The sequence below is a fragment of the Kitasatospora sp. NPDC033851 genome (genome assembly GCF_055576085.1).
Genome location: NZ_JBVIRL010000001.1, coordinates 317,113 through 336,052, shown reverse-complemented (window position 1 = coordinate 336,052; position 18,940 = coordinate 317,113). Strand labels below are relative to the sequence as shown.

Annotated in this window: 12 protein-coding genes and 3 pseudogenes; 4 read left to right on the top strand and 11 right to left on the bottom strand. The window is 70.2% G+C overall.

Annotated elements, in window-relative coordinates; translation table 11 throughout:
• The first annotated feature begins 225 nt into the window (after positions 1 to 225).
• On the top strand, positions 226 to 2,952 hold the full coding sequence (locus ACZ51D_RS01480; RefSeq protein WP_465660741.1) for a beta-L-arabinofuranosidase domain-containing protein: 2,727 nt from the start codon (positions 226 to 228) through the stop codon (positions 2,950 to 2,952).
• A gap of 191 nt (positions 2,953 to 3,143) precedes the next feature.
• Here ACZ51D_RS01480 and ACZ51D_RS01475 read toward each other — a convergent pair whose 3' ends face one another.
• On the bottom strand, positions 3,144 to 3,620 hold the full coding sequence (locus ACZ51D_RS01475; RefSeq protein ID WP_465622795.1) for a hypothetical protein: 477 nt from the start codon (positions 3,618 to 3,620) through the stop codon (positions 3,144 to 3,146).
• 604 nt (positions 3,621 to 4,224) lie between these two features.
• Between ACZ51D_RS01475 and ACZ51D_RS01470 the strand changes: the two genes are divergently transcribed.
• Positions 4,225 to 5,670 (top strand): cytochrome P450, encoded by a 1,446-nt coding sequence (locus ACZ51D_RS01470; protein ID WP_465660739.1) that lies wholly within the window; start codon positions 4,225 to 4,227, stop codon positions 5,668 to 5,670.
• A 43-nt stretch (positions 5,671 to 5,713) separates the two neighbouring features.
• The gene (locus tag ACZ51D_RS01465) at positions 5,714 to 6,775 is read left to right on the top strand and encodes a terpene synthase family protein (protein WP_465622792.1); all 1,062 of its coding nucleotides are present in this window, start codon (positions 5,714 to 5,716) and stop codon (positions 6,773 to 6,775) included.
• 31 nt (positions 6,776 to 6,806) lie between these two features.
• Here the strand turns inward: ACZ51D_RS01465 and ACZ51D_RS01460 are convergent, their stop codons facing one another.
• Both ACZ51D_RS01460 and ACZ51D_RS01455 read right to left on the bottom strand, forming a co-directional pair.
• Complete coding sequence (locus ACZ51D_RS01460; protein ID WP_465622790.1) at positions 6,807 to 7,649, bottom strand: NAD(P)H-binding protein; 843 nt, start codon at positions 7,647 to 7,649, stop codon at positions 6,807 to 6,809.
• Positions 7,646 to 8,617, bottom strand: a complete 972-nt coding sequence (locus ACZ51D_RS01455) for an alpha/beta hydrolase (protein WP_465622788.1) — start codon at positions 8,615 to 8,617, stop codon at positions 7,646 to 7,648. The genes ACZ51D_RS01460 and ACZ51D_RS01455 overlap by 4 nt, the downstream gene beginning before the upstream one ends.
• Positions 8,618 to 8,727: 110 nt before the next feature.
• Here ACZ51D_RS01455 and ACZ51D_RS01450 point away from each other — a divergent pair, with 110 nt between their 5' ends.
• Positions 8,728 to 9,744 carry an Lrp/AsnC family transcriptional regulator gene (locus tag ACZ51D_RS01450; protein WP_465660737.1) on the top strand — a complete coding sequence of 339 codons (1,017 nt, stop codon included), beginning with the start codon at positions 8,728 to 8,730 and terminating at the stop codon, positions 9,742 to 9,744.
• 100 nt (positions 9,745 to 9,844) lie between these two features.
• On the opposite strand, the pseudogene ACZ51D_RS01445 reads toward ACZ51D_RS01450, so the two are convergent.
• From ACZ51D_RS01445 to ACZ51D_RS01410, 8 genes and pseudogenes are all read right to left on the bottom strand, one after another.
• Positions 9,845 to 10,114: pseudogene (locus ACZ51D_RS01445) on the bottom strand (transposase); the annotation flags it as partial.
• A 17-nt stretch (positions 10,115 to 10,131) separates the two neighbouring features.
• Positions 10,132 to 10,671: pseudogene (locus tag ACZ51D_RS01440) on the bottom strand (transposase); the annotation flags it as partial.
• An 82-nt stretch (positions 10,672 to 10,753) separates the two neighbouring features.
• Positions 10,754 to 11,557, bottom strand: a pseudogene (locus ACZ51D_RS01435) (IS630 family transposase); the annotation flags it as partial.
• Positions 11,558 to 11,683: 126 nt separating this feature from the next.
• Complete coding sequence (locus ACZ51D_RS01430; protein ID WP_465614747.1) at positions 11,684 to 13,225, bottom strand: long-chain-fatty-acid--CoA ligase; 1,542 nt, start codon at positions 13,223 to 13,225, stop codon at positions 11,684 to 11,686.
• Positions 13,226 to 13,307: 82 nt separating this feature from the next.
• Positions 13,308 to 14,522, bottom strand: a complete 1,215-nt coding sequence (hemA, locus tag ACZ51D_RS01425) for a 5-aminolevulinate synthase (RefSeq protein ID WP_465614748.1) — start codon at positions 14,520 to 14,522, stop codon at positions 13,308 to 13,310.
• Between the two features lie 336 nt (positions 14,523 to 14,858).
• Positions 14,859 to 16,460 carry an ANL family adenylate-forming protein gene (locus ACZ51D_RS01420; protein ID WP_465614749.1) on the bottom strand — a complete coding sequence of 534 codons (1,602 nt, stop codon included), beginning with the start codon at positions 16,458 to 16,460 and terminating at the stop codon, positions 14,859 to 14,861.
• Positions 16,461 to 16,558: 98 nt separating this feature from the next.
• Positions 16,559 to 17,968, bottom strand: a complete 1,410-nt coding sequence (locus tag ACZ51D_RS01415) for a class II 3-deoxy-7-phosphoheptulonate synthase (protein WP_465614750.1) — start codon at positions 17,966 to 17,968, stop codon at positions 16,559 to 16,561.
• 40 nt (positions 17,969 to 18,008) lie between these two features.
• Entirely contained in the window at positions 18,009 to 18,938 is a 930-nt protein-coding gene (locus ACZ51D_RS01410; protein ID WP_465614751.1) for an AurF N-oxygenase family protein, read from the bottom strand.
• Between the last annotated feature and the right edge of the window lie 2 nt (positions 18,939 to 18,940).

Sequence of the window (18,940 nt, the reverse complement as noted above, 5' to 3'; positions counted from 1 at the left end):
TGAGCGTTAACACTCATGTCATCAGGCGGATGCCGCCCCGAAATCCAGGGCCGGTGACGCATGCCCACGCACAGGGATACGGCTGCGTCCCCCCACAGGCCATGACGGCCGGGGAAGGCAGCGAACGTGACGCGACCCGCTCGAAGGGACCCGCGTCGCCGTCAGCACTCCCGCACTGCCACCGGCCCCAGTCCCCGACGTCTTCCACGGACCAAGGAGTTCGCCATGCCGGCTCATCCCTTCAGCCGCCGCACCGTGATCAAGGCGACGAGCGCTGTGGCCGTGGCCGTAGCTGCCGACCCTGTCCTCAGCCCCGTCTCCGCCGCGGCGCAGACATCCCCGGTCAGGTCGGACGTCGGAGTGTCGACGGTGCCGTTCGACCTGGGTCAGGTCACGCTCACCAGCAGTCGATGGCTCGACAACCAGAACCGCACCCTGGCCTACCTCCGCTTCGTCGACGTCGACCGCCTGCTGTACAACTTCCGCGCCAACCACCGGCTCTCCACCAACGCCGCAGCCCCGACCGGAGGCTGGGACGACCCGGCGTTCCCCTTCCGCACTCACGTGCAGGGCCACTTCCTCTCGGCGTGGGCCCAGGCCCACGCCGCACTCGGGGACACCACCTGCCGTGACAAGGCCGACCAGATGGTGGCCGAACTCGCCAAGTGCCAGGCCAACAACTCCGCCGCGGGCTTCTCCGCCGGCTATCTCTCGGGCTTCCCCGAGGCCGACTTCGCCGGCCTCGAAGCAGGCAAGCTGAGCAACGGCAACGTCCCCTACTACTGCATCCACAAGACCATGGCCGGTCTGCTCGACGTGTGGCGCCTGATCGGCAACACACAGGCCCGCGACGTGCTCCTCGCGCTCGCCGACTGGGTCGACCGACGCACCGCTCCGCTCGGCTACAGCACGATGCAGTCGTTGATGGGCACCGAGTTCGGCGGCATGAACGAGGTGCTGGCCGACATCTACCAACAGACCGGCGACGCACGCTGGCTGACCTGCGCCCAGCGGTTCGACCATGCCGCGGTCTTCGACCCGCTCGCCGCGAACCGGGACCAGCTCGACGGCCTGCACGCCAACACGCAGGTGCCCAAGTGGATCGGAGCCGTCCGCGAGTACAAGGCCACCGGCACGACCCGCTACCGCGACATCGCCGCCAACGCCTGGACGTTCACCACCGGTTCGCACACCTACGCCATCGGCGGCAACAGCCAGGCGGAGCACTTCCGGGCCGCGAACGCCATCTCCGGCTACCTCGTCCCCGACACCTGCGAACTCTGCAACTCCTACAACATGCTCAAGCTGACCCGGGAACTGTGGCAGCTGACCCCCGACCGGGCGTCGTACTTCGACTTCTACGAGAAGGCGCTGCTCAACCACGTCATCGGCGCCCAGAACCCGGCCGACCCGCACGGACACATCACCTACTTCACGTCCCTCAACCCGGGCGCCCGGCGCGGCAAGGGGCCGGCTTGGGGCGGCGGCACCTGGAGCACCGACTACGGCACGTTCTGGTGCTGCCAGGGAACGGGCATGGAGTCCAACACCAAGCTGATGGACTCCATCTACTTCCACGACGGCACCACCCTCACGGTGAACCTGTTCCTCCCCTCCGTCCTGGACTGGATCCAGCGAGGCATCACCGTCACCCAGACCACCTCGTACCCGGCCGACGACACCACGACGCTCAAGGTCACCGGCAGCGTCGGCGGGACCTGGTCGATGCGCGTCCGCATCCCCGGATGGACCTCCGGCGCCACCATCAGCGTCAACGGCGTCGCCCAGGCCGTCACGGCCACCCCGGGCACCTACGCCACCCTCACCCGGTCCTGGGCCTCCGGCGACACCGTCACCGTGAAGCTCCCCATGCGGGTGGCCCTCCAGGCCGCCAACGACAATCCCGGTGTCGCCGCGATCACCTACGGCCCCGTCGTCCTGGCCGGCAACTACGGCAGCACCGCGCTGTCCTCCCTCCCGGCCCTGGACCCGTCCTCGATCACCCGGACCAGCAGTACCGCCCTCACCTTCACGGCCACCGCCGACGGAGCGACGGTCGGTCTCGCCCCGTTCCACGACGCCCAGGGCTTCAACTACACCGCCTACTGGCGGACCGACAGCTCCGCCGGCTTCCGTCTCGTCAACGCGGCCAGCGGACTCGTCCTCGGCATCCGGAACATGTCCACCGCGGACGGGGGCCTCGCCCTGCAGTGGCCCGACACGGGCACCGCCGACCACAACTGGGTCCTCACCGTCGACGGCACCGCACTGCGGCTGCGCAACGTCAACAGCGGCAAGGTCCTCGGCGTGCAGGACATGTCCACCGCCGACAACGCCCCGATCCTCCAGTGGGCCGACACCGGCACCGCCGACCACCGGTGGACCGTCGTCGACGCCGGCAACGGCTACCACAAGTTCCAGAACGCCAACAGCGGCAAGCTGCTCGGTATCGAAGGCGGCTCCACCGCCAACGGCGCCGCAGCCGTACAACTGCCCGACAGCGGCGCCGCAGCCGGCCAGTGGCAGTTCGTCCCCGACGGTGCCAGGCGCATCCAGAACGTCGCCAGCGGGCGGGTCCTCGGTGTGCAGGGCATGTCCACCGCCGACGGCGGCCTCGCCATCCAGTGGGACGACAACGGCACCGCCGACCACCTCTGGACGGCCGTCGTCGACACCGGCGGCTACCTGCGCCTGCGCAACGCCAACAGCGGCAAGGTCCTCGCCGTGGAGAACGGCGGCACCGCCAACGGCGCCCGGATCGTCCAGTGGGCGGATGGCGGCGCCGCCGACCACCGGTGGCGCCTGCGCCACGGCGGCGGTGACACCTTCAGGATCCAGTGCGCCAACAGCGGCCGCGTCCTCGGCGTCTCCGGTGGCTCCACCGCCCAGGGCGCCCAGACCGTCCTCTGGGACGACAACGGCACCAGCGACCACCTGTGGCGATTCATCTGACCCGGCGCCGAGCCCGCTGATCACCACAGGCCGATCGCGGAGACATGGAGGAAACCTTCCCTCTCCACCCCGCCGATCTCCGGCGGGCCCCGGCCCTGGGGCCCGCCGAAGCCCCATCCCGCGGGCGACGCTGATCGGATGTCTGCTCACGGCTGGTCCACTGCGAGCACTGGCCCCACCCGAGGTCGGTGTCAGTACACGAGGATGTCCCAGTGGTTGCCCTCGTTGCAGTACAGGTTGCCCGATGCGGCCTTCCACTGCGGGTAGCCGTCGCCCCGGTAGCCGATGTAGGTGAAGCTGTTCTGGATGTAACCGTCGATGCAGGAACTGCGGGAGATGTCGACCTTGTAGCCGTTGTAGTGGCTGTAGGTGCCGGAGGCGTGGCCCACCTCGGTCCCGCCCGTGATGTTGATGGCGCAGCCGCTGGCCCGCTTGAGGGTGATGACGGCGCTCACCGTGCCCGAGTTGATCTGCTCGAACGAGGTACAGGCGGGGTTGGACCTGGTGGTGCAGCCCCCACTGGAGCTCCACGTGATGCCGGCGTTGCTGAACTGACTGGCGGCCGCCGACTGCGACAGCTTGGTACCGCTGGCGCCGGCCGTGGGCGCCGAGACGGCGAGGCCGGCCGCGGTCAGGGCGACGACGGTGGCTGCGGTGCGTGGCTTCATCTGCATCTCCCGGTGAGGATGGTGTGCCTGCGACGACTCCTGCCCTCCTGCCCTCCTGCCGCGCCTCGGCGGGAGGACGGTAAGCCCGGCGCCGGGCCCACGGAACCGGCTCGGACGGCGGGGTCGTACGCAGTGCTGTGACGCGGCAGTGCGCCGGCGCGAGGGCCGACCTATCCGTCCGGCACCCCCGCCCGCGGTTCCCCGGGGAACGAGGGGCGGGCTTCGGGCGCCGGCATCGCACCAGGATGGCCCATCGTTGTCTATGCGAGTAGACGTCGGTCTGTGAATTTCGCGTGACGGGGAGCGGCCTTCAGTTCGTCGAAACGCATCACGGGGCGCACCGCACGATCACCACTGGAGCAGCGCCTTCCGGCCCGCGCCGCCGGGGACGCGGCCCGCGAGGTGCAGGGCGACGCCGCTGAGGGCCCCGGGAGCAAATGTTCCTGACAGCATGCGTCACACCGGCCGAAATCCGTCCCAAGACATATTTTCGGATCGGTTCCGGCCTTCTCAACTCCCGACGCCGAGTGCCAGATTGACTGCCCCAGGAAGCCGGGCGCCCCCGCCGGCCTCCGGACTTCCGCCCTGCGTCGAACGGGGAGACATGACGGCACCCACCGCAACCACCACCACCGCCCACCGCGCCGCGCGGGCGGCCGGCGCCCTCCCGCTGCTCGGACACGTCCCGGCCCTCTTCCGCAATCCGCTGCCGTTCCTGCGCTCGCTCGCCGACCAGGGCGATCTGGTGGAGCTCCGGCTCGGACCGCAGCGCGCGATGATGGTCTGCACCCCCGACCTGTTCCACCACGTCCTCACCGACACCCGGCACTTCGACAAGGGCGGCCCGCTCTTCGACAAACTGCGCTGGTTCCTGGGCGACGGGCTGGGCTCCACACCCCACGACGTGCATCGCCAGCAGCGCCGGCAACTCCAGCCCGCCTTCCGGCCGGACGCCTTCACCCGCTACCTGCCGGTGATGCTGGAGGAGATCCACGCCACCGCGGGCGGCTGGCCGGACGGCCGGGTGATCGAAGTCGAGGAGCACGCCTATCAGTTGATCGCCAGGATCATCACCCGGACGATGTTCTCCGCGGACGGCCCCTCCGCCGCGGTGGCCCGGATCGCCGCCGTCTACCCGGACTTCCACCAGGGCATCGGCCGGCAGATGCGCTCCCCGTCCCGGCTGCTCGACCGGCTGCCGACGCGGGCCAACCGCCGTTTCCGCCACGCCTGCCGCACCGTGGACGAGGTGGTCGACGGCGCGATCGAGGACCGCCGGCGCGGTAGCGGTCGCGGCAGCGGCAGCGGCAGCGGCAGCGGCAGCGGCGATGACAGCGATCACGACCTGCTCACGCTGATGGTCGAGGAGGGCCTGACCGACCGCGAGATGCGCGACCAGGTCGTCACCATGCTCACCGGCGGCATCGGCACCTCGGCCTCGGCGCTCGGCTGGGCCCTGCACTTCCTCTCCCGGGACGAGGAACTGGCCGACGCCGTCGCCCAGGAGGCACGCGCCGTCCTCCCCGCCCAGACCCTCCCGAACGACACCGACACCGACGCCGACCCCGCCGTCACGCCCCCCGGCGTCACCCTGGCGGACGTCACGCGCCTGGACCTCGCCCGCCGCATGGTGGCGGAGACGCTCCGCTTCTACCCGTCCGCCTGGTTCTACAGCCGCACCGTCACCGAGCCCGTCGAGCTGGCCGGCGAACGCCTCCGCCCGGGCACCGCCGTCCTGCTCTCCCCCTACCTCCTCCACCACCGCCCCGACCTCTACCCCGACCCCGAACGCTTCGACGTCGACCGCTGGTCGCCCGCCCGCCAGGCCGAACTCCCGCGCCAGGCCTACGTTCCCTTCGGCACCGGCTCCCGCAAGTGCATCGGTGACGTCTACTCCCTGACCGAACTCACCCTGGCCGTCGCGGTCATCACCTCCCGGTGGCGGCTGGAACCGCTGCCGGGACCACTGCCCGCGCACCTGGTCGAGCCCCGCCCGTGGACGGTGATCCACCCGGCCCCGCTGCGCCTACGGCTGCACAGGCGCCCGTGAAACCGCACCGGAACGAACCGGCCGGAAGGAGACCGACACCCGCATGACGACCCCCCGAACCGTCCCCCTCGACCTGCGACTGCTGCCCGACCCCGACCACGTCCTGTACCGGCTGCCTCCCCGGATGTCCCCGCACCGGGAGGAGTTGGAGCGGCTCATCCTGGAGTGGGCCGACCGCTACGGCCTGGTCGACGGACCGCGCGCCCGCCGACGGCTCGCCGACACCCACCTGGGCGAGCTCATCGCCCGCTGCTACCCGCACCTGCGCGCCGAGCGACTCTCGCCGCTCGCCGGTTGGTTCACCTGGGCCTTCGTCATCGACGACCTGTACGACGGCTGCGCCTCCGCGGAGGCCGCCGACCACACCCGCGCCACCCTGCGGATGCTCGCGGCCCTCTCGCTCCGTTCCGCCGAACCGTCACCGGCCGGGGACGCACCGCCGCTCGTGGACGAACTCGCCGAGGTGTGGCGGCGCCTCGCCGGGCGGCAGAGCATCCAGTGGCAGCTGCGCTTCATCACCCACATGGGGCAGTTCCTGGACGCCTTCCGCTACGAGGCGGTCAACCGCGAACACCGGCACGTCCCCGCCGTCAGCGGCTACACCCAGCTGCGCCGCGCCTCCGGCGGCATCACCCCCTCACTGGACCTGCTGGAGTACGCGGCCGGCCTGGAAGTACCCGCCCTGCTCCACGAGTCCGAGCAGCTGCGCACGATGGTCAACAAGGCCTCCGACGTCGTCGTCTGGGTCAACGACGTCCTCTCCCTGCAGAAGGAACTCGTCGTGGGGGAAGTCACCAACGGCGTGCTCGCGGTGAGCCGGGAACTCCGCTGCGGCATCCAGGACGCCATCGACCACGTGTACCGCAAGGTCGCCCGCGACATCGAGGTCTTCCTGCACGCCGAGGAGTCGCTCACCACCCTCTGCGGCAGCTGGCACGGCCTGCCGGAGGCCGACCGGGCCGCCGTCGGCACCTTCACCGACGGCATGAAGGCCTGGATGCGCGGCAACCTGGAATGGGGGATCAACTCCCGCCGCTACGTGGACATCGACACCCTCCGCCTCACCCGTGACCCGGATCTGCTCGGTGGGCGGACCCCGGCCTGACGCTCACCCGTGAGCCCCCCTCATGACAGCCTCAGCTGCGGAAGGCGGCCGCGTGGTCGGCGGCCCAGGTGGCGAAGGTCCGGGCGGGGCGTCCCAGGAGCTGGGCAACGGTGTCCGTCGTCGGGCCCGGTTCGTCCAGGCATGCGGCCGCGTAGCCGATCAGCCGGTCGGGTACGTCCTCGGGCAGCCCCTGGGCGAGCAGCGCCCGGCGCAGCTCCTGGGGGGAGATCTCCTCGAACGACAGCTCCCTGCCGATGGCCTCGCCGATGAGCCGGGCCTTGTCGCGCTGGGTGAGCGACTCCGGCCCGGTGATCGCGTACGCGCGGCCCGCGTGGGCGGCGTCCAGCAGCGCCCGGACGGCGATCTCGGCGATGTCCCGCTGGTGGATGGGGGAGGTGGCCGCATCGCCGTACACGCCCCGAGCGGTGCCGGTCGCGCGGATCTGCGGCGCCCAGGCCAGGGCGTTGGCGGCGAAGTCGGCGCACCGCAGGAACGTCCACGGCAACCCGGAGGCTCTGACTGCGGCCTCGACCTGCTCGAACTCCTCGGCGAAGCGCCGGTACCCGCCGCCGTACTCGACGGTGACCGCCGACAACACCACCACGCGCCGCACGCCGCGCTCGGCCGCGAGCGCCAGCAGCTCGGCGCTCGCGCCGCCGACGGCACGCGGACTGAGCAGGAGAGCCTCCACACCGTCCAGCGCCGACGCCAGCGACCGCGGCGTGGACGGATCCCCGACGATCGGCCGGACACCGTCGGCGAACCCGCCGGCGGCCGGATCACGGGTGACTGCCGCCGCCTCGGCTCCCTCCGCCACCAGCAGTCTCAGTACGTCGCGACCGACGGTTCCGGTCGCACCGGTGACCATGATCATGTGCTTTCTCCTGTCCGGACTGGTGTTGCCAGATGCTTCTGCAGGAACGCGATCTGCGCCTCGACGGCCTGTTCGTGTGCTTCCAGGAACGGGGCGTAGTGGCGGCCGGGCAGCCGGACCACCTCGGACGCCGGCGCGTTCCGGGCCGCCCGGACGGCGGGGCCGGGGAGCACGCTCCGGTCCTGGTCGCAGACGACCACCAGCAGCGGGCACCGTATCCGGGAGGCGTGGCGGCCGGGCCGGTACCCGCCGACCTGGAGGGCGATCCGTGCGGCGACCGTCTGGTCCCAGTTCGTATGGCGACGCTCGGGGTCGAGGGCCCGGTCGCCGTCCATCGCGTCGGGTGTGGTGAGCGAGGCGACGGCGCCGCGCGGTCCGGCGGCGGGGACCAGCAGCGGCGCCCGCCCGAGCAGGCCCCCGAGCGCGTCCGCGACACCGCGCCCGAAGAGCCGCAGCAGCGCGAGGGGCGTCATGGAGCGCAGCGCGTGGGGAGCGACCGCGAGGCCGTCGACCAGCGGGGTCTGGGCGATCGCGCCGGCCAGTCGCGGGTGGTCGGCCGCGACGCGGAAGATGTGGCCGCCCGCGAGCGAGAAGCCCCAGAGCGAGATCCGGTCCGGGTCGACGTCGGGCAGCGCGGCGGCGTACTCGATCGCGGCGTGCCAGTCGGCGATCTGCTCGTCGAGGCGGACGATCTGACGCGGCGTGCCCCCGCTCTCTCCGAACCGTCGGTGGTCGAAGGCGAGGACCGCGAAGCCGGCCTCGTTGAACCGGGCGGCGAACAGGTCCGAGGCCGGTTCCTTCGTCACCGCGGTTCCGCCGGCCATGATCACGCAGCCGCCGTTGGACCCCGGGTAGTGCCAGGCGGCGCACGCGGTGTCGCCGCTGGCGAAGCGTACTTTCTCCCGTTGCCTGGGCTCCTGTTGCTTGGGCTCCCGTTGCTTGGAGTCCTGTTCCTTGGACACGGGCATGTGGACCTCCGTGGTGGATCCGTCGTTCTCGGAGCGGATGACCTCCATGGTTGGGGCGTCGTCCCCGGAACGGGCGCCGCGAGGCCACGGGATGAGCGAAACTTTCCTTCATGGCGCGCGAATCGACGAATTCCGTACTGAGCCTCCCGGATCAGCGGCTGGTGGCCGCGCTGCAGTGGGACGGCCGCCTCACCGCGGAGCGGGCGGCCAAGGTGCTGGGGCTCAGCCCCGCCACCGTCCGCCGCCGACTGCACGCGCTCGGCGCCGACGGCACCGTGCGCGTGGTGATCTCACCGGTGGCCCGACCGCGCAACGGGGGCTCGGCCGGGGCCCTGTTCCTGCGCATCCGGGTCCTGCGGGGAAAACTCGACACGATCGTGGCCGCGCTCGCGGCGCGCGAGGACATCCCCTTCATCGACGTCACCACGTCGGGTGACGAGATCTTCGCGGTCGCCCGCACCGAGCCGGGCTCACGCGACCAGTTGGTCTTCCGCCGACTGCCCTCCACCCAGGCGGTGACGTCCCTGGAGAGCGCCACGATCCTGCACGTCTTCCGGCTCACCTCCGAGTGGCGCCACCAGGTGCTGACGGCGTCCGAACGCGAGGCTCTCAGCCCGGGCGAGCCGGTCCCCGGGGCGGCCGGTACCGGATCCCCGGGCCCGTACGGCGTCGACACCGATGCCCTGGAACAGGAGCTCATCGACGCCCTCATCCTCGACGCGCGCCTGCCCGCGGTGGCCGTGGCCGAGCGCACCGGCCACCCGGAGAGCACGGTGCGGCGACGCCTCGCCCAGATGGCCGCCCAGGGCCGACTGATCACCCAGGTGCTGGTCGACCCCCGCCGCCTCGGGCTGCCCATCGAAGCCAAGTTCCTGCTGCGGGTGGCGCCGGACCATCTGGCCGCCGCCGGCCGGGCGCTGGCCGACCACCCCGCGGTGCACGGCGCCTTCGCCACCTCGGGACCTTCGAACCTCCACGCGGCCGCGTACTTCCCGGACCTGACGACCCTCTACGGCTTCCTCTCCAGCGACCTGGTCGGCCTGGGCATCACCCATGTCGAGACGGCCATCGTCAGCCACGCCGCCAAACGCACTCCCATGCCGCTCCGACCGGCCTTGTCGAGGTGAGGGCAGAACGAGCGGTCGACGTGGGACGCCGGCTGCCGCTTCGACCCCGAGAAGCCCGAACACCGCTGGGTTACTCAGGTTGAACTCGCGATGTCGGTGGTCACGGTGGGGCAAGGGCCAGCCCGGTCCCAGTCAGGCAGCCGTCGATGAGGTGCGGGCGGTACTGGATCTTCCGTAACGCTCGTCTGACCGTCCGCACCAGGTGCTCCGGGTCGGCGAACGCGACGTTGGCCAGGAACCCCCGCCGCAGCAGCGACCAGATCCCCTCGACCGGGTTGAGATCGGGGGCATACGCCGGCAGTTGGTAGACGGTCAGCCAGTCCTGGGCAGCGATGAACTCCTTCATGCCGGCGGCCAGGTGGGTGTTCAGGATGCCCCTATGGTTCGTCAAACTGCCGAAGGAGTGACTGGACTCGCAGAAGGCCGGATGTGCCGGTAGAGCTCTCGGGCGACGTAGCGCTTCAGGCAGCGGATGATCTCACGCCTGGACATGCCCTCGGCGGTGCGCCGTTGCAGGTAGGCCTGGGTGCGTTCATCCCAGCGCGGGCGGGACTGGACGATGCGGTAGAGGGCGGCGTTGGCCTGCCGGTGACCGCCGCGGTTCAGCCGTCGCCGCTGGGTCTTCCCGGAGGATTGCTCGGCTGGGCTGACCCCGCACAATGCGGCGAACGACGCCTCGTCCGTGAGCCGGTCCGGGTTGTCACCTGCGGCGGAGAGGAGGACCGCGGCACTGTCGGGGCCGACGCCGACGAGCTTCAGGAGCTGGGGCCGGCTGGACCGGACAGCTGCGGTCATTCGCCGGGTCAACTCCTTGATCTCCTGACCAAGGTTCTGGATCCGGCGGGCGAGCAGGCGCATCGTGAAGACGGCCTCACCTCGATCCTCGCCCAGTGCCACGCAGGTGGCGACAAGCGCCGGATTGGTCACCGACAGATCCTAAACAGGGCACTGCGGCCAGTTGTCCCACGGGTCAGGCTTCCGGTCCCAGCGGCACGTCGCAAGTCTCACAGTTGTCCCAGATCAGGACGATCGGGCCGCCGAGCTGGTTGTGCGCGGCGACGATCAGGTCTCGGTAGTCGTTCCAAGCGAAGCTCTTGCGGCCTTTGGCCCGGCCCTGACTGTCGTCCGGCCCGGGCCGATAGATCAGCCGGGATCGTTCACCAGGCTTGTAGCAGGTCAGGGCGGCGATCGAGACCCGCCGGCGGGAGCGGCCGCGCACCCGGACGACAGGGGTGCAGCCACGGCGTCCCCAGGTTCGGGCGCGCGCCGGTGCCATCGACACCCCGGCCTCGTCCTCGAACACCAGCCAGGCCCCGAGCGTCGCCACTAGGCTTTTACCTGCGGCCACACCTGCTTCTTCCAGACCTCGACCGCGCCCTCGTCGCGCTTGATCGCCCGACGAACCGGCTGCTGGCAGGACCAGCCGTTGCGCCGCAAGAGCTTCCAGACACCCTGAACCGTGTACGAGACATGGAACCGGCGGCCGATCACCGTCTTGATCCGCGCCAGCGTCCACCGTTGGTCCTCCCAGCCGTGCGCCAACGGCCCCTTCTCCAACTCCCCCCTCCAACTGGGCGAACTGCCGCTCGCCCAGCCTCGGCGGGGACTGAGGCCCCTTCGACTCAAGTGCCACCGAGCCACCTTCCCGCCAGGCACGGCGCCACCGCTCGACCGACCGCACCGTCCCTCTCAGGTCGCGGGCGATCATTCCGTTGCTGTCACCACGCTCGAACCGCTCGGCGGCATCAAGCCGCACCCGCTCCCGGCGCTGCTGTTCCTGGGCAGTGAACCCGCCCCCCTGCGCGTATCGCACGGACGGGGGCATACCCACGGATCGACAGCTCTCAGCACCTACGACAAGGCGAGTTCAAGTGGAGTAGGCGCAACATCACCTGCCTTGATCGCCTTGACAGGTTCCGCGGGCTGCTGGCGGTCTGATTCAGCGCTCGGCGCCGAACCACTGCGCCAACTCCCGCTTGAGCACCTTGCCGCTGGGGCCGAGCGGGAACGCGTCGACGAACTCCACCAGGCGCGGGTACTTGTACGCGGCCATCCGCTCCCGGCTCCAGGCGACGATCTCCGCGCCGAGCGCCTCGTCCGGCGTCCGGTCCGCGCGCGGGATCACCACCGCGCACACCTCCTCGCCGTGCCGCTCGTGCGGGACGCCGATGACCGCGACCTGCGCGATCGCCGGGTGGTGCACCAGCATCTCCTCGAGCTCGCGCGGGTACACGTTGTACCCGCCGCGAAGCACCAGGTCCTTCTTGCGGTCGATGATCGACAGATAGCCGTCCGCGTCCTTCACCCCGAGGTCGCCCGAGCGGAACCAGCCGTCCACCAGCACCTCGGAGGTCGCCTCGGGCCGGCCCAGGTAGCCGGCCATCACATTGTGGCCCCGGATGACGATCTCGCCGACCTCGCCCGTCCGCAGCAGCTCGATCCGGCCCTCCAGGTTGGCCCTGGCGATCTCCACCTCGACGCCCCAGATCGGGCGGCCCACGGTGCCCGGCTTGCACGGCCAGGCCCGCTGGTTGTACGCGACCACCGGTGAGGTCTCGGTCAGCCCGTACCCCTCGTAGATCGTGCAGCCGAAGGTGGCCTGGAACTCCTCCAGCACCTTGACCGGCAGCGCCGAGCCGCCGGAGAACGCGCGGTCCAGGGGCGGGCGGAGCGGGGTGGCGGCGGCCGCGTCGAGCAGCGCCAGGTACATCGTCGGGACGCCCATGAACACCGTGCACCTGTGCGCGACCATGAGGTCGAGCGCGCCCGCGGCGTCGAAGCGGTCCGTCAGCACCATGGTGGCGCCCGCCCGGAAGCAGGTCAGCATGCCGCAGATCTGCCCGAAGGTGTGGAACAGCGGCAGGCAACCGAACAGCACGTCCTCGGCCCGGAAGTCGAACGGGGAGAGCATCCCGACGGTGACGTTCATGGTGATGCTCAGCTGGGTCAGCATCGCGCCCTTGGGCCGACCCGTGGTGCCGGAGGTGTAGAGGATCACCGCGAGGTCGTCGGGCGCGCACGGCCGGTAGGCGGCGATCGGTTCGGCGTGCTCGGCGAGCACGTCCAGCCGCGGCGCTTCGCACTCCGCGTCGGCCCGCACCGCGAGCAGCGGCACCTCGGCGATCTCCGCTCCCTTGCGCCCCTCGGCGAGCAACGACCCGGCGCAGATCAGCACGTGGGCCCCGCTGTCGCGCAGCACGTACTCGATCTCGGTCGCCTTCAGCAGCGCGTGCATCGGCACCACGACCGCGCCGAGCGCCAGCACGGCGAAGTAGGCCGCCGGGAACTCCAGGCCGTTCGGCAGCAGCAGCGCCACCCGGTCACCGGGGCGAGTACCCCGTTCGTCCAACACCGTGGCGTACTGCCGGGCACGGAACCATAGTTCACGGTACGTCAGGCGAGCTCCGGCGAACTCGATCGCCGGGTGGTCCGGACGTCGTACCGCCGACTCGGCGAGAACGGCTGCTACCGAGAGAGTCACCAAACCTCCGCTGATCGATTGCGGTCGAAAGCAGCGACGACGGCGGCCGGGCGCGCCAGGGCCCCCGACCGCCGTCCCCGCCTCACGCCTGTGTGCGCGGGATGTCGAGCTCCTGCCAGATGGCGTCCAGCGCCTCCGCGAACTTCTCGACATCGGCCGTGGTGTGCGTCGCGGACGGCGCGACGCGCAGAATCTCCTCGCCCTCCCGCACGCTGGGGGCGTTGATGGATTGCACATAGATGCCGTACCGGTCCAGTAGCAGCGCCGACGCCTGACGGCAGGTGGCGTCCTCGCCGACGAACGCCGAGACGATGTGCGACATCGGCGAGACGAACGGGATGCGCTGCTCGTCGAGCAGCCGGTGCAGCAGCTGCGCGTTGTTCCGCAGCCGCTCGCGCTCCTCGTCGGAGGCGACGAGGTGGCGGACCGCCGCGAGCGCGCCGGCGGCGATGGCCGGCGGCAGCGAGGTGGTGAAGATGAAGCCGCGGGCGAAGCTGCGCACCGCGTCCACCATCGCGGCGGGCCCGGCGATGTAGCCGCCGGCGGTGCCGAAGCCCTTCGCCAGGGTGCCCATCACGACGGTGAATTCGTCGGCGATGCCGTCCCGGGCGGCGATCCCGGCACCGCGCGGGCCGTACATGCCGACCGCGTGCACCTCGTCGATGTACGTGGTGGCGCCGTACTTCTCGGCGACGGCGGCTATCTCGGCGAGCGGCGCGATGTCACCGGACATCGAGTACACCGACTCCAGGACGATCAGCTTCGGGCGGTCCCCGTCGGCGCGGATCAGCTCCTCGAGGTGCGTGACATCGTTGTGCCGGAAGATCCGCTTCTCGCAACCGCTGTGCCGCAGCCCGTCGATGATCGATGCGTGGTTCAGCTGGTCTGAGTAGACCACGGTGCCGGGCATCCGGCCCGCCAGCACTGACAGCGCGGCGTCGTTGGCGGTGTAGCCCGAACTGAACAGCAGCGCCGCCTCCTTGCCGTGCAGCGCGGCGAGCTCCTGTTCCAGCAGGACGTGGTAGTAGTTGGTGCCACCGATGTTGCGGGAGCCGCCGGAGCCGGCGCCGAACGCGTCGACGGCCCCCTTCATGGCGGTCAGCACGGCCGGGTTCTGCCCCATGCCGAGGTAGTCGTTGCTGCACCAGACGCTGATCTCCAGCTCGGCGCCTGCCTGCCCCTCCCGGGCAGTGGCACTCGGGAACCGTCCGGCACGCCGACCGACCTCCAGGAACTGACGGCTGTGGTCGGCGAATTCCTTCATCTCATGGGTGAAGAAATCCAGGTGTGCGGTCATTATGCCACTCGCTCTCTAAAGAAGCCGCTGTCATATCGATCACGAGGCTGTCGATCGAACGGAATTTGGGAAGGTGGATCCGGCCTGGGACTCGATCCCCAGTAGCACCGGTGCGTTTGGGGCTGGTTGGCCGCCAACAGAGCGCCTGTAACGAGAGTCAGCCAGTCATCGGTCTCAGGCCGGTCAGGCCAGGATTTTCGACAGCATCCCCGCCAGGAGGACTGCCGAGATTGACAGAAACGTGGCCCCCGGTCCAAGTGGGAACCTGTCTCGCCGGATGGACCAACCCTGTCGCGCGGTCGCCGAGCCTAAGCCTCACCTGCGGAAACCTACCGATCACATCCGATAAGACAACGGCTTATCAGCGAGAGCGCTAGCTAGTGCGACCAGCGTCTGCATGTCCGGCTTGCCGGCACCGGTGAGGGGCAGTGCGTCGTAGAACGTCACCACGGCCGGTACGTGATTCGGGGACAGCTCGGCAGCGACGTGACCGATCAGCGTCCCGGAGTCGGCGGTGCTGCCCGGCCGCACCACGATGGCGGCGTGGATGTGCTCCACGCGGTCGTCGTCGACCACGCAGTACACCGCGGCCTGGGCGACCTCCTGATGGGTTAGCAGCGCGTTCTCCACATCTGTGGGACGGACCTTGATGCCGTTGGTCTTCATCACCTCGCCCATCCGGCCGTGCAGGCGCAGAAAGCCGTTCTCGTCGAGGGAGCCGAGGTCGCCGGTGTGCACCCAGCCGTCGCGGATGGTCACGGCGGTCAGCTCCGGTTCGCCCCAGTAGCCGAGCATGGTGGACGGGCTCCGCACGCACACCTCGCCGATCTCGCCGGGTGGGACGTCACGGTCGTCGTCCAGGCCGCGGATGCGTACCTCCGCGGTCGGACGCCCGACGGTCCGGCAGAGTGCCGGGTCGGAGTGGTCCGGCGGGGTCAGGATGCTGATGGGGCTGGTCTCCGTGGTCCCGTAGATCTGGGTCAGCACCGGGCCGAACACCTCGACCGCCTCGGCCAGGCGGGCGGGAGCTGCGGGGGAGCCGACGTAGGTGATGTTCCTGATGCTCGACCGGTCGGTGGTGGCGATGTCGGGGTGGTCGACCAGCATGTACAGCTGCGGCGGGGTGATCGCCAGCGTGGAGATGCGGTGCTGTTCCACGGCCCGCAGCACTTCGCCCGCCTCAAACCCGTCGTGCAGGACGACCGTTCCGCCGGAGGCGAGCGCGAGGTCGACGACGGTACCGCTGGAGTTGCTCACCGGAAGGGTCGACAGGTACACGATGGGTTCCGGGGACTGGAAGCCCACCCGGGGGCCCACCTGCAGGTAGAGGCTGCGGACGCGGTACGGCATTGTGACAGCCTTGGGGCTGCCGCTGGTACCGCTGGTGCAGATCACCACGGCCGGTTGTTCGGGGTCGACCTCGACGGCGTCGAGGTCGAAGGCGTACGAGTCGCCCGACGAGAGGTCCAGGACATCGGGACCGAGGGGGCCGAGAGCGGCGAGACGCGGTGGCTCAGGCAGCCGGTCGCACAGCTCGCGGGCCGCGTCGACGTTCTCCTTGTCGATGGCGAGGAAGGTCGCCCCGGTCCTGCTGAGCATCTCCTGCCGGGCGGCGGCGGCCAGCTGATCGGTGGGATCCACCGCGTTCGTGGAGTGCAGGTGGACCAGGGTGGCCCCGGCGAGGTTGGCCGCGTAGCGGAAGATGATGGTCGCCGGGGTGTTGGTGACGGTTAGCACCGCCACAACCGGATCCTTGCCTTCCGCAATCGGAGCTCGGTGTTCCGTGAAGTGCCGACGCAAGATTTCCGCCGCGGTGAGAACGGCCTTGGAGAACTGGCCTGCGGTGAACTCTTCGCCTTCCCGCCACAGGGCAATCCGGTCAGGATCGGACGCCAGCGCCTCGAGCACCCGGCGGGCGTAATTCTCCTTCGAAGGCATCGGAACTCCATTCCGCCGACCCGTTTATTGATCGGTGTAGGATTACATGATCGCGAGAGCGTGGGCACTCGAAAATGTTGCTGGTTTCACGCGGCGAACTAGGCGGGAGAGTTGCTGTGACTTGCGCCCTGGGCCGCGGCGTTCACCGCTGCCTCCGGTGCCACGACGCCGGTTGCTCCCGGGTTGAACATCTCGGCTACCAGGAAGGCCAGGTCAAGCGCCTGGCCTCCGTTGAGGCGCGGGTCGCACGCCGACTCGTACCTGCGGTGCAGGTCGTCGAAACCCAGATCGGCGCCGCCGCCGACGCACTCGGTCACGTCCTCGCCGGTCAGCTCCACGTGCAGTCCGCCGGCGTGGGTGCCGAGCGCCTGGTGCACCTCGAAGAAGCCGGCGGCCTCGGCGAGGATGTCGTCGAACCGCCTGGTCTTGTGCCCGCTGGGCGCCTTGAAGGTGTTGCCGTGCATCGGATCGCACACCCACACCACCGGCGCGCCGGAAGCCGTGACCTTCTCCACGAGTTCCGGCAGCAGGTGCCGCACGCGGTGTGCGCCCATGCGCACGATGAACGTCAGCCGGCCCGGCCGCCGGTCGGGGTCGAGGCGGTCGATCAGGGCAAGCGCCTGCTCGGGCGTGGTGGCAGGGCCCAGCTTCACCGCGATCGGGTTGTCGATGGTCGCGAAGTAGGCGACGTGGGCGCCGTCGAGCTGTCTGGTGCGGTCGCCGATCCACAGCATGTGGCCGCTGCCCGCGTACCTTCGGCCGGAACGCGGCTCGTAACGGGTCAGCGCGGCCTCGTAGTCGAGCAGCAATCCCTCGTGGCTGGCGAACAACTCCGTGGTGCGCGACGGATCGCCGCCGCGCGCGTCCTTGGAGGACAGTGCCCGGCCGATTCGACCGGCGAGTTCGCCGTAGCGTTCACCGGCAGCCGAGCGTGAGACGAAGTCCTGGTTCTCCTCGTGCAGTTGGCGTAGATCGGTGCCGACACGGGCGAATGCGCGCATGGCGTCCAGGGTGTAGCGCGAAGCGTCGTACATCCGAAGCAGCCGGGACGGGTCCGGCCGTCGTTCGGCCTGGCTGAAGCCGACGCCGTTCACCGCGTCGCCCCGGTAGACCGGCAGCGTGCGCCCGTCGACGGTCTCGGTCGGCCGGGATCGGGGCTTCGCGTACTGCCCGGCCATCCGGCCCACCGTGACCACCGGCACCGCCGACGCGTACGCCAGGATCACGGCCATCTGCTGCAGGAGGCGTAGTTTGCTGTGAATCGCCTGCGTCGAGAGGCGGCCGAAGCGTTCGGCGCAGTCGCCACCCTGCAGCAGGAACGCTTTGCCCTCTGCCGCCTGGGCGAGTCGAGCGGTGAGCGTGTCGCACTCCTGCGGCGTGACCAACGGGAGCACGGCTGCCAGCTGATCCATCACGTCGCCGAGCTCAGCCAGGCTAGGCCACTCCGGCCGCTGATGGGCGACAAGTGTGCGCCAGTGCGCGGCGGCTTCGCCGGTGGGGGTCAACATGATCTCCGTCCGCTTCTCACGGCTCAACGGTGCGGGGCGGTCATGGGTGGACCATCTCGACGAGATCGTGGCTGATGCCCAGGTCGTCGAGCAGCAGCTGCAACGGTCCGGTGTCCCGCGCGGGCACGGGACGGGAGGCGGCCCACTCGCTCAGCTGATCGGTGTCGATCTCGAAGCCGCCCTGGGCCGCCACGGTCACCCAGGGGTCCAGGTCCGCGGAGCGGAACGCGGTCAGCCCGGCGACGAGCGCTTCGCGGAACGTCCGCTGCAGTGCGCCGTCCAGGTTCCGGTAGAGCGAGCCGCACAACTCACGGAACACCACCGCGTGTCCGCTCTCGTCCCGCCGGTGCAGATCGGTGGTGATCCGGTTCATCGGCTGGATCTCCTGGGCGGTGCCGAGTGTGGAGAGGAACCCGTTGATCGTCGTCTCGGCGGCCAGGGAGAACGCGATGTCGACGATGTCGCGGTCGAACCCGGACAGCCCGGCGCGGGTGGCTTCCAGCTCCCGGACGACCGACCAGGCGCCCGGCGCGAACCGCAGGTCCGTCAGGTCGCGCCGCCTGCGGGTCACGCCGACGGCGTTGTGGCACATCAGGATGTGGTAGTGCTCATCGATGATCGTCTGGTGCAGCGCGTCGACGGCGACGTCGTCGTGGCGGACGGGGATCCGTTCCTGGAGCATCAACCGGCAGGCCGGCAAGATGATCTCGTCCTCGATGGCCGCGGTCTTGGCGTTGTAGGAGATCCACGCCGCGGACAGGATGCGCTCGCGAGCGTCCTGGTCGAGCCGGTCGGCACCCGGCAGTCCCAGCACCGGGACGAGGCGTTCGGGGAAGTCCGGCATCGCCGTGTCGAAGTGACCGTCGAGGTCGAGCTCGTCCTTCTTGACGGCCACTCGCTTTCCCCAGCGGCGCGTCAGCTGCACCAGCAAGTCGCGCTCGTACGTGGGCTCTTCACGTGCCGAGGTCATCG

What these genes read in the sequence shown, in the direction of transcription:
- ACZ51D_RS01480 (WP_465660741.1), top strand. Translation starts at nt 226, where the DNA reads ATGCCGGCTCATCCCTTCAGCCGCCGCACCGTGATCAAGGCGACGAGC.
- hemA (WP_465614748.1), bottom strand. Translation starts at nt 14,522, where the DNA reads ATGACCGCACACCTGGATTTCTTCACCCATGAGATGAAGGAATTCGCC.
- ACZ51D_RS01475 (WP_465622795.1), bottom strand. Translation starts at nt 3,620, where the DNA reads ATGAAGCCACGCACCGCAGCCACCGTCGTCGCCCTGACCGCGGCCGGC.
- ACZ51D_RS01460 (WP_465622790.1), bottom strand. Translation starts at nt 7,649, where the DNA reads ATGATCATGGTCACCGGTGCGACCGGAACCGTCGGTCGCGACGTACTG.
- ACZ51D_RS01465 (WP_465622792.1), top strand. Translation starts at nt 5,714, where the DNA reads ATGACGACCCCCCGAACCGTCCCCCTCGACCTGCGACTGCTGCCCGAC.
- ACZ51D_RS01455 (WP_465622788.1), bottom strand. Translation starts at nt 8,617, where the DNA reads ATGCCCGTGTCCAAGGAACAGGACTCCAAGCAACGGGAGCCCAAGCAA.
- ACZ51D_RS01420 (WP_465614749.1), bottom strand. Translation starts at nt 16,460, where the DNA reads ATGCCTTCGAAGGAGAATTACGCCCGCCGGGTGCTCGAGGCGCTGGCG.
- ACZ51D_RS01450 (WP_465660737.1), top strand. Translation starts at nt 8,728, where the DNA reads ATGGCGCGCGAATCGACGAATTCCGTACTGAGCCTCCCGGATCAGCGG.
- ACZ51D_RS01470 (WP_465660739.1), top strand. Translation starts at nt 4,225, where the DNA reads ATGACGGCACCCACCGCAACCACCACCACCGCCCACCGCGCCGCGCGG.
- ACZ51D_RS01415 (WP_465614750.1), bottom strand. Translation starts at nt 17,968, where the DNA reads ATGTTGACCCCCACCGGCGAAGCCGCCGCGCACTGGCGCACACTTGTC.
- ACZ51D_RS01410 (WP_465614751.1), bottom strand. Translation starts at nt 18,938, where the DNA reads ATGACCTCGGCACGTGAAGAGCCCACGTACGAGCGCGACTTGCTGGTG.